The following is a 10,082-nucleotide window of genomic DNA, read 5'->3' as shown; positions in this document are numbered from 1 at the left end:
GTTGCTTCTTCTCGACGTTTTGCTTCTTCGCGGTGTTTGCCTCTGCGCGTGCCGGAGAACCTCTCTTAAAACCACCACTAAACGCATAGATTTCAAAAACTCCGTCAGATACGCTCTTTAGTGGTGGTTTAACTCACCACCAAATGCTCAAATCGATATAAAACCACAAGTAAACACACGTTTTGCTTCCAAAAACCACCACTAAACACACAGATTCGGCAAAATTCGGGAATGTTTTGTTTCGTGGTGGGTTGAAGGTGGGGGCGGGGGAAGTGAGAGTGAGAAGTCTCGAGGGAGGAGCTCTTCTCTACCTGCATAGATACTATCTTCCGTATAAATGCAAGTTTTATTTTTGTGGATTTTCAAAAATTCACAATATATTGTTTATATTGTCGATGACAAACACTATATGTTGTGTCATAGTAGATGGCACGCAAAAGTGCGTACAGAAACATGGTGGCAACTTGAGCGCAAATCTGTACGTTCTTGTGCGATAAATCTACCAGAATGAGAGAGTGCTCTCAATAGGCTCATCAAGGAGATAGTTCATGAAGATTATCAAGCGCAACGGTTCTGAAGTAACGTTTGACGTCGATAAAATTGAGAATGCTATTGCCAAGGCAAACGCTGAGGTTAACGGAGATGAGCGCCTTACTGATCGTGAGATCCGTTTTGCCGCACTCAATGTGACCGACGAGTGTATGGAAGCCGGACATACCGTTACGGTAGAAGAAGTCCAAGACCTTGTCGAGGATCAATTGATGGCCCTTGATCACTTTGAGGTGGCTCGCAAGTACATCATCTACCGATACGTACAAAACCAAAGGCGCCAGAAAAACACAACAGACGATAAGATCCTTTCGCTGATAGAGTGCAACAACGAAGAAGTTAAACAGGAGAATTCCAACAAGAATCCTACTGTTGTTTCCGTACAACGTGACTATATGGCCGGTGAGGTTTCAAAAGATCTTGTTCAGCGCGAGCTTTTGCCAGAGGATATTGTGCAGGCTCACAATGAGGGCCTTATTCACTTCCATGACTCGGATTACTTTGCGCAGCATATGCACAACTGCGACCTTATCAATCTTGATGATATGCTTCAAAACGGTACGGTCATTTCCGGTACGCTTATTGAGCGTCCACACAGCTTCTCTACGGCGTGTAACATTGCAACACAGATCATTGCGCAGGTGGCGTCCTGCCAGTACGGTGGCCAGTCCATTTCTCTCGCTCACCTTGCTCCGTTTGTTGATGTTTCTCGCCGCAAGATTCGCAAGGCTGTTATGGACGAGATGAACTCTGTTGGCGTTGAGCTTTCCGCAGAACAGCTGAGCGATATGGTGGAGAAGCGTCTTCACGATGAGGTGTCTCGCGGCGTTCAAACCATCCAGTACCAAGTGGTTACTTTGATGACCACCAACGGTCAGGCGCCGTTTATTACGGTCTTTATGTATCTCAATGAGGCAAAGAGCGAGCAGGAAAAGAAAGATCTTGCGCTTATCATTGAAGAGATGCTTCGCCAGCGTTACCAGGGCGTGAAGAATGAAGCGGGTGTTTGGATTACCCCTGCATTTCCAAAGCTCATTTATGTGCTTGAAGAGGACAATATCCATGAGGATTCCGAGTTCTTCTATCTCACAAAGATGGCCGCAAAGTGCACTTCTCGCCGGCTTGTTCCTGATTACATCTCAGAAAAGAAGATGAAGGAATACAAGCTTTCGGCTGGGGAAAAAGAGGGTGAGGGAGATTGCTATACCTGCATGGGATGTCGTTCCTTCCTTACGCCGGATCGTTCAGGCAATGGATATGGCAACGTTGCTCGTGCTAAGAATTATGAGCCCGGCAAACCAAAGTATTACGGCCGCTTTAACCAGGGTGTCGTAACCATTAACCTGCCTGATGTTGCGCTGTCTGCAAATCGTAACATGGATGAGTTCTGGAAGATTTTTGACGAGCGCTTGGAGCTTTGCCACCGTGCACTGCGTTGCCGTCATGAGCGCCTCAAGGGTACGCTTTCGGATGCCGCTCCTATTCTGTGGCAGTATGGCGCTCTTGCTCGTCTTGATAAGGGCGAGAAGATTGATCCCTTGCTGTATGGAGGCTACTCTACCATCTCACTGGGGTATGCCGGTCTCTATGAGTGCGTCAAAGCCATGACGGGTCACAGCCATACTGATGCAGAAGCTACGCCATTTGCGCTCAAGGTTATGCAACACATGAACGACAAGTGCAACGAATGGAAGGCTGCCGAGGATATCGATTACTCCATCTATGGCACACCGCTTGAGTCTACAACCTATAAGTTTGCCAAGGCTCTCCAACGTCGTTTTGGTGTCATTCCCGGTATCACGGATAAGGGCTATATCACCAACAGCTATCACGTGCATGTAGCAGAAGAGATTGATGCCTTCCAGAAACTGCAATTTGAGTCGGAGTTTCAGCGTCTTTCTCCGGGTGGAGCCATTTCTTACGTTGAGGTTCCCAATATGCAGGATAACCTTGAGGCTGTTCTTCGGGTTATGCAGTTCATCTACGATCACATCATGTATGCGGAGCTCAATACGAAGTCTGACTACTGCCAGGTGTGTGGCTATGATGGCGAGATTCAGATTGTTGAGGATGATGGCAAGCTGGTGTGGGAGTGCCCGCATTGTGGAAACCGCGATCAAAATAAGATGAATGTTGCGCGTCGTACCTGCGGATATATTGGTACGCAGTTCTGGAACCAAGGTCGTACGCAGGAAATTAAAGATCGCGTCCTTCACCTTTAAGAGTTTCATATATCTTTTGGCGAGCAGGGCGACGTGTTGCTCTGCTCGCTTCCTTTCTCAGTACATGCATTTACGAAAGCGCAACAATGAACTACTCAAATATCAAATACTCCGATATCGCAAACGGTGTTGGGATTCGTACGACGCTCTTTGTCTCAGGTTGTCGCCTGCACTGTAAGGGCTGTTTCAACTACGAAGCATGGGACTTTACAAGTGGCGGAGAATTTACGCCTGAAGTTGAGCAGGAGATTATAGATTCTTTAGCACCCGTCTATGTCGACGGACTTTCCGTACTTGGTGGAGAACCAATGGAGCCTGAAAACCAAGAAGGTCTTGTGGGTTTTCTTGAGCGCGTGAAAAAGACGTATCCCACTAAAACTATCTGGCTGTATTCGGGGCACACGTGGGAAGAGCTTACTCAAGGAAAGTGGCACCTTGCGTACACCGATCGCATCTTAAGTTGTCTTGATGTGCTGGTGGATGGCCCTTGGGTTCAATCGCTCCACGATATTACCTTGCGCTTCAGAGGTTCCTCAAATCAGCGGCTTATTGACGTTCCGTCTACCTTGAAGGCAGGAGAAGTTGTTCTTTGGCAAGATGAGCCAATCTTTTCAGAGCGGGGTATGTAGGACGGAGCATAGTATATAAAGTAGGGCGTGCAGGACAGAGTATGTAAAACAGGCACTTAGGACGAGGCTTGTAGATTTACCGTAAGTTTTCCGTACTCGGGTTTGCCGAGAAGTTTTCACATACTGTGGGAAAATTGCGTATAAGGTCGTACAATTATCTGTGATTGTGAATCGAAACCCGATACTCTAGGAGGATTGATGGCTGACTACGCGCTTTGCTGTTGTTCAACCGCTGATGTTTCTGAAGAGCTTCTTCAATCTCGTAATATTAAGTACGTCTATTTCAACTATGAACTCAATGGGGAACAGTGTAAGGATGATTTTGGTCGAACCAATACTCCTGCCGATCTGTATCGCAAAATGCTTGAGGGGCAGTCGTGCCGCACATCTCAGATAAGTGTTGGCCAGTATATGTCGTTTTGGAAACCCTTTCTCGAAGCAGGACAAGACGTGTTTCACCTGACGCTTTCTTCAGGGATTTCGGGTTCGTACGAGTCTGCGGTTTCCGCGCGAGAAGAGCTCAAAAAAGAATTCCCAAATCGTACGATTGTGGTGGTTGATTCTCTGCAGGCATCTGCGGGTTACGGTCTGCTTGTTGACAAGGTTGCCGACAAACGCGACGAGGGTCTTACGCTCAAAGAGCTGGAAGCGTGGACGTTGGAGAATCGTAAGCGTGTTTATGCGTGGTTCTTCTCGACCGACCTTACGTTTTTTATTCGAGGGGGCCGTATTTCCAAGGCTGCGGGGCTTCTCGGCGGCATGTTGAATATCTGCCCTGTGATGGACGTTGAGCCCGATGGTTCTTTGGCAGTGAAGGAGAAGGCACGCGGACGAAAGAAGGCAGAGCGTCGGATTATTGAGATCATGCAGGATACCTGTGAGAATGGTCTTGACTATACCGATAAAGTGTTCATTTCCAATTCCGAATGTCTTGCGGATGCCAAATCTGTTGCCGATAAGATCCACTCGTATTTTCCTCAGGTAAAAAGCATCGACATCTTTGATATTGGCGCTACCATTGGAGTGCACACAGGACCGGGTACCGTAGCAACATTTTGGTGGGGCACGAAAGAGCGAGGCTAAAGTCAGATACGTACAGAAGCTAAAGTCGGGTAGGTACAAAAGCGGTTTCAAAACAGTCCGTTGATTTTTCTGCGAAAAACGGTATTTGTGGGTATCATAGAAAGTGTTACGGATATACGCAGATACAAGGTCTGCGTGGAATGAAGGGGATTTCATATGAGTGATTTTGTTAAGGCTGATGACGTTTTTGTCAACGAGCACGCAACGAGTCGTGAAGAAGTCCTGCGTTTTCTCTCCCAGCAGGCAGAAGCCAAGGGTATCTCCAATAATGCCAATGCAACATATGAGGCATTTATGGCTCGCGAAGGTATGGGAGAGACCGGTATGACAGACGGCTTTGCGGTTCCTCATGCAAAGGACGAGTCCATTTTGAACGCCGGTGTCTTGGTTTTCAAGAATGACACGCCTCTCGATTGGCCAAGCTTTGACGAGAAGCCCATTGACGTCGCAATTGCTCTCTTCGTTCCGGCCGGTGAAGCCGGTACCACTCACATCCAGCTACTTTCCAAAACCGCCGTGCTTTTGATGAAGGATGATTTTAAGGCGCTTGTACATGGTACTGATGATAAGCAGAAGATTGCCGATGCCATTAACGCGGGTATTGCAGAATAAGAAATTCATTCATCGTGCAGAATGATTCGTAATGGCTTTGGCATGTACCGAAGCCATTACTTTTAGAAATGAGGAGTCATGTTTAAAAAGCAAACGGACAATCGCGTGGCGGTATTTTTTGCTGATGGCTGTGAGGAGATTGAAGGTCTGACCGTAGTCGATCTTCTGTTTAGAGCCGGTATCCCTTGCGATATGGTTTCTGTTTCCGATTCGTATCAAGTTACGTCTTCACATGAGGTAACGTTTCTTTGCAACAAGCTCATATCAGAGGTAGATATCAACGCGTATGCGATGTTGGTACTTCCGGGTGGCATTCCTGGTACCCCCAATCTTGCCGCAACGGATAGCCTCATGCAGGCCGTCGATTCGTTTGCCGCTCGAGAAAAGCCTCTTGCGGCCATTTGTGCCGCGCCTTCCATTTATGCGGAGCGTGGATTTCTCAGTGGTGTCAGAGCTACTGCCAATCCTGGGTTTCAGCATGTTTTGGTGGAGAAGGGCGCTCTTCTCTCAAAAGACCCTGTGGTAGTGGATGGTCCGTTCATTACCAGCCAGGGCGCAGGTACCGCCGTGGCGTTTGGTCTTGAGATTGTTCGCTATTTTCTTGGGGATGCAGCTGTTTTACGTGTGTGCGATGGCATTGCACTATAGATTTCAGAACTGCGTTCAGAACCGTAAATAGAGAGACAGATACAATAGAGTCGCATATGAGGATCCGTATAATTGTCGTTGGAGAAAATATCGCTGTGTAGGAGCACTATGGCCTTTGTTGAGTTCAAAGATGTGCGAAAGATTTATCACATGGGTTCCGTTGAGGTGCGTGCCGTAGACGGGATGGACTTTGAAATTGAAGAAGGAGAGCTTTGCGTCATCGTTGGTCCTTCGGGCGCAGGTAAGACAACGGTTCTCAATATGCTTGGAGGTATGGATAGCTGTACTTCAGGCATCATTACACTTGACGGAAAAGATGTGGGCAATCTCTCGGAGCGGGAGAGAACGCTCTATCGCCGACATGACATTGGTTTTGTGTTCCAGTTTTATAATCTGGTGCAAAATTTGACTGCATTGGAAAATGTTGAGCTGGCAACGCAAATTTGTAAGAATCCCATGAATCCAATGGATGCCCTTGCGGCCGTGGGTCTTGCAGAAAGAAAAGACAGTTTTCCTTCTCAGCTTTCCGGCGGTCAGCAACAGCGCGTTTCTATCGCTCGAGCTTTGGCAAAAAATCCTCGGCTGCTTTTATGTGACGAACCAACAGGAGCCCTTGATTATCAAACGGGCAAGCAGATTTTGAAACTTCTGCAGAATACCTGTAAAGAACAGCACGAGACGATCGCCATCGTTACTCACAACTTAGCGTTTACTAAAATTGCCAATCGGGTTATTCACGTGCATGAAGGCAAGGCTTCAAAAGTTGAAATAAACGAACATCCAGTAGATGCAATGACGGTTGAGTGGTAAGCATGTCACGCGCCCTGATACAAGAAACGCTGAGAGCCATTCGGGGCTCGCTTGGTCGTTTCTTGGCCATTATGGGCATTGTTGCTTTGGGATGCGGATTTTTTGCAGGGCTCCAGATGACCGGACGCGATATGCGCCTTAGCGCAGATGAGTTTTATGATGCGCAGGGACTCTACGATATTCGTGTGGTTTCTACGCTCGGATTTGAGCAGGCCGATATAGATCGTCTTGCGGCGATTGAAGGTGTTGAGAAGGTCCTTCCGGCGCGCTCGGTTGACGTTATGGCAACAATGGGATCAACGAGGGTGGTTACTCGTGTTATGGAGCTTCCGTCCACAACCACGGCAGCCTCTCAAAAAAATGACGTAACAGAAAATGATGTAAAAGAAGGCGCGAGTGCCTTTAATCAGCCGGTTTTAACAGACGGCCGTTGGCCTGAGGCGGCAAACGAGGTTGTTATTTCGTCTGATCCAAAAAAACATAGTGATGTTCCTCTCGGATCAGTGATTGAGATTCCTGAGAGCACTGATGGCTTGCACATTAAAGGAGGTTCATACACGGTTGTTGGCTATGTCAACTCGCCAAACTTTCCTTTTAGTAGCAATTTTGGATCAACGTCACTGGGAAATGGAACGGTAGAGGAATTTGCGTATGTGTCTTCGGACGCTTTTGCAGCAGACGATCCGTATACCGATGTCTATCTCAAAGTGAGAGGCGCATCGGCTCAAATTTCAGGTTCCGATGCATATAAAAACATCGTTTCTTCGGTTGAAGAGCGTGTGACGGACGCAGTACCTTCTCTTGCTCAAGCTCGCGTTTCTGATCTGCGCGAGAAAGCTCAAAAGAGTGTTGATGAAGCGCGGGCCAACTATGAGAAAGCTCGTCTTGAAGCTACTCAGAAACTTGGAGATGCACGATCTCAGCTCGAAGATGCACAAGCGCGTATTGATGCCGGTGAGTCTGAGCTTTCTTTAGGAAGAAGAAATCATACGGACGGAACTTCTCGCCTTGAATCAGAAAAAGCACGAGTTCAAAGACAGCTTGCAGCCGTGCGAGGAGAGCTTGATGCAGCGGCAGAAAAAATCTCAAAAGGAAAAGATCTTCTGGCTTCCGGAGAAGCACAATATGCGGCAGGAAAAGCCCGGCTTGCACAAGGACAAGCCGATTTTGACACGGGACTTGCAACCTTTCGTGCGGCGAAGTCACAGGCACTTGCATCCTTAGCGGATCAAGGTATCACGGCAGCAACACTGGAAGACGCAAAGACACAGCTTGAGGCAGCGGGGTACCCAACCGATGCAATCGATGCGCTTCTCGCTACACAGGCAAAGCTTGAATCGGCAAAGGCCGAGTTGGATCAAGAACAAGCTGAACTTACGAAAGCGCGAGAAGAACTTGATGCTCGCGCTCAGAGTCTTGATGAGGCACAAAAGCAGCTTGCCGCGGGCGAGAGAGATTATCAGGCTGCCCTTACAGCCTCTGATGAGCAGTTTGCCGTCGCACAGCAAAAACTTGACTCGGCGCTTGAGCAGCTGAAGAGAGGCCAGACAACGCTTGATAATGCGCGTCGTGATTACGCTGAGGGACAAAAGAGCTATGAGGATTCGAAGGTAGCGGTTGAAGCGCAACTTGCTGATGCCGAAGCGCAAATCAATGAGGCACAAAAGCAGGTTGACGATCTTGCGGCGCCCGACATGTATGTACTTGACCGAACAAAAGACATCGGTAATGCCGCATATGACAGAGATTCACACAGAATAGACGATATTGCCCGGGTGTTCCCGTTGATGTTTTTCCTGGTTGCAGCTCTGATTGCGCTTACTACCATGACCCGTATGGTTTCAGATGAGCGTACCGTTATCGGTATGCATAAGGCTCTTGGGTATTCAAAGGCTGCGATTGCGGCAAAATATGTTCTGTATGCGGCAATTGCCTCCGTTACAGGAGCGGCACTTGGAATTGCGGTGCTCTCTCAGGTTCTTCCGAATATTATCATTTCCGCATATGCTTCAATCTACAATATTCCTCACGCAGAGTCGGCAATGCCCATAAGCGTATCCATAGCGCTTCTCTCGGGTGGACTTGGAGTGGGCGTTACCCTTCTTGCAACGATCTCTGCGGTGCTCTCAACGCTTCGTGAGGAACCTTCGGCGCTCATGCTTCCAAAAACTCCAAAGGCCGGATCGCGTATATTGCTTGAGCGTATTACCCCACTTTGGAAACGTCTGTCCTTCTCGTGGAAAGTCTCGGCGAGAAATCTCTTCCGCTTCAAGCGTCGTCTATTCATGACGGTTATCGGTATTGCCGGCTGTACGGCTCTTTTGCTGGTTGCCTTTGGCGTGCAAAATTCCATCAATGATGTTATTGATGCTCAGTGGCCTGGTCTTTTTCACTATGATTATATTGTAGGTATGAAAAAAGAAGCCACAACCGATGATGTTCACGCTGTTGAAGAGCGCATTACCGCAGCTACGCAATCGGCATCTGAGAAGGTGTCATCTGACGATTTCACTCTTGTTTGGCGCGAGAACATCTTGGTTTCCTCTGACACGCTGTCAAAGGAACATGCCGTCTCAGTCATAGAGATGTCTCCGTTGGAGACCGATCGTTTTAAGAATGCCGTGGTGCTGCGAGATCGGTTATCGCAAAAGCCTCTTGAGTTTACCGATGATTCCGTAGTGCTCTCAGAGAAAATTGCCAAGAAGCTCAACGTGCATGTGGGGGATCGCGTTACGGTATATAAACAAGATCGTATTGGTAATGTTGCGGATGCGGGTAAATCGCTTACGGTAACCGGTATTACCGAGAATTACGCATGGCATTATATGTATGTGGGGAAGAATGCCGAGAAGTCCCTTGAGCCTCGGGAAAATGCGTCCTATGCGTTGCTTTTTTCTGCGCCAAAAGACGAGGCAATCCGCCAGCAGATCGGTGATGAACTTTCTGAAAATTCCCAGGTTGCAAGCGTGAGTGATATCAACACTACCATTAAAGTATATAAGGAATCTCTTGAGGTAGTGGGAAAAGTAGTTGCGATTTTGATTATATCAGCGGCACTTCTCGCCTTTATTGTGTTGTATAACCTTACGAACATCAATATAGAAGAGCGCATTCGCGAAATTGCCAGTTTGAAGGTACTTGGCTTTACCCGAAGAGAGGTGGATGCGTATGTGTTTCGAGAGACTTTCCTGTTGACGCTCGGTGGGTCTACACTTGGACTGATACTCGGCGGCTGTCTTGAAGGTTTTGTTGTGCAGACTGCAGAGGTTGATACGGTGATGTTTGGTCGTGTTATTCATCCACTGAGCTTTGTATACGCGTTTGGACTTACCCTGCTCTTTTCGTTTTTTGTGTATGTGGCAATGCGCCATAAGCTGGCAAAAATTGATATGGTAGAAAGCCTGAAGAGTGTTGACTAACCACGTCGCAAAAGAAGCAAAGAGCTTTTTGAGACAGACGACTGCAAGTGCCTTTTATAAATCAGTTAAAATGACACTGGTATAGTCAATGTCGATATGTGATAGATGAC

General features: G+C 47.7%; 7 protein-coding genes. All 7 read left to right on the top strand.

The genetic code is table 11. From position 1 onward, the window contains the following. The first annotated feature begins 548 nt into the window (after positions 1-548). The 7 genes from nrdD (at position 549) to ATORI0001_RS06895 (ending at position 9,972) form a co-directional block, all read left to right on the top strand. Positions 549-2,771: an anaerobic ribonucleoside-triphosphate reductase gene (nrdD, locus tag ATORI0001_RS06925; RefSeq protein ID WP_003150363.1), complete on the top strand. Its 2,223-nt coding sequence runs from the start codon at positions 549-551 to the stop codon at positions 2,769-2,771. 86 nt (positions 2,772-2,857) lie between these two features. Continuing rightward, positions 2,858-3,400, top strand: a complete 543-nt coding sequence (gene nrdG, locus ATORI0001_RS06920; protein ID WP_003150407.1) for an anaerobic ribonucleoside-triphosphate reductase activating protein — start codon at positions 2,858-2,860, stop codon at positions 3,398-3,400. 198 nt (positions 3,401-3,598) lie between these two features. Continuing rightward, on the top strand, positions 3,599-4,483 hold the full coding sequence (locus ATORI0001_RS06915; RefSeq protein ID WP_003150192.1) for a DegV family protein: 885 nt from the start codon (positions 3,599-3,601) through the stop codon (positions 4,481-4,483). Positions 4,484-4,639: 156 nt separating this feature from the next. Further along, on the top strand, positions 4,640-5,095 hold the full coding sequence (locus tag ATORI0001_RS06910; RefSeq protein ID WP_003150216.1) for a PTS sugar transporter subunit IIA: 456 nt from the start codon (positions 4,640-4,642) through the stop codon (positions 5,093-5,095). A 78-nt stretch (positions 5,096-5,173) separates the two neighbouring features. Beyond that, positions 5,174-5,743 carry a DJ-1 family glyoxalase III gene (locus tag ATORI0001_RS06905; protein WP_003150318.1) on the top strand — a complete coding sequence of 190 codons (570 nt, stop codon included), beginning with the start codon at positions 5,174-5,176 and terminating at the stop codon, positions 5,741-5,743. Positions 5,744-5,851: 108 nt separating this feature from the next. After that, positions 5,852-6,553 (top strand): ABC transporter ATP-binding protein, encoded by a 702-nt coding sequence (locus ATORI0001_RS06900; protein ID WP_003150261.1) that lies wholly within the window; start codon positions 5,852-5,854, stop codon positions 6,551-6,553. 2 nt (positions 6,554-6,555) lie between these two features. After that, entirely contained in the window at positions 6,556-9,972 is a 3,417-nt protein-coding gene (locus ATORI0001_RS06895; protein ID WP_003150165.1) for an ABC transporter permease, read from the top strand. Positions 9,973-10,082: the final 110 nt, after the last annotated feature.

The organism is Lancefieldella rimae ATCC 49626 (assembly GCF_000174015.1).
In the GTDB taxonomy this organism is placed as follows: domain Bacteria; phylum Actinomycetota; class Coriobacteriia; order Coriobacteriales; family Atopobiaceae; genus Lancefieldella; species Lancefieldella rimae.
The sequence above is the reverse complement of the archived record's forward strand: the minus strand, read 5'-3'. Positions and strand labels throughout refer to the sequence as shown.

Bases quoted from the DNA above. Each gene is read 5' to 3' on its own strand.
- ATORI0001_RS06915 (WP_003150192.1), top strand. From the start codon at position 3,599: ATGGCTGACTACGCGCTTTGCTGTTGTTCAACCGCTGATGTTTCTGAA.
- ATORI0001_RS06910 (WP_003150216.1), top strand. From the start codon at position 4,640: ATGAGTGATTTTGTTAAGGCTGATGACGTTTTTGTCAACGAGCACGCA.
- ATORI0001_RS06905 (WP_003150318.1), top strand. From the start codon at position 5,174: ATGTTTAAAAAGCAAACGGACAATCGCGTGGCGGTATTTTTTGCTGAT.
- ATORI0001_RS06900 (WP_003150261.1), top strand. From the start codon at position 5,852: ATGGCCTTTGTTGAGTTCAAAGATGTGCGAAAGATTTATCACATGGGT.
- ATORI0001_RS06895 (WP_003150165.1), top strand. From the start codon at position 6,556: ATGTCACGCGCCCTGATACAAGAAACGCTGAGAGCCATTCGGGGCTCG.
- nrdG (WP_003150407.1), top strand. From the start codon at position 2,858: ATGAACTACTCAAATATCAAATACTCCGATATCGCAAACGGTGTTGGG.
- nrdD (WP_003150363.1), top strand. From the start codon at position 549: ATGAAGATTATCAAGCGCAACGGTTCTGAAGTAACGTTTGACGTCGAT.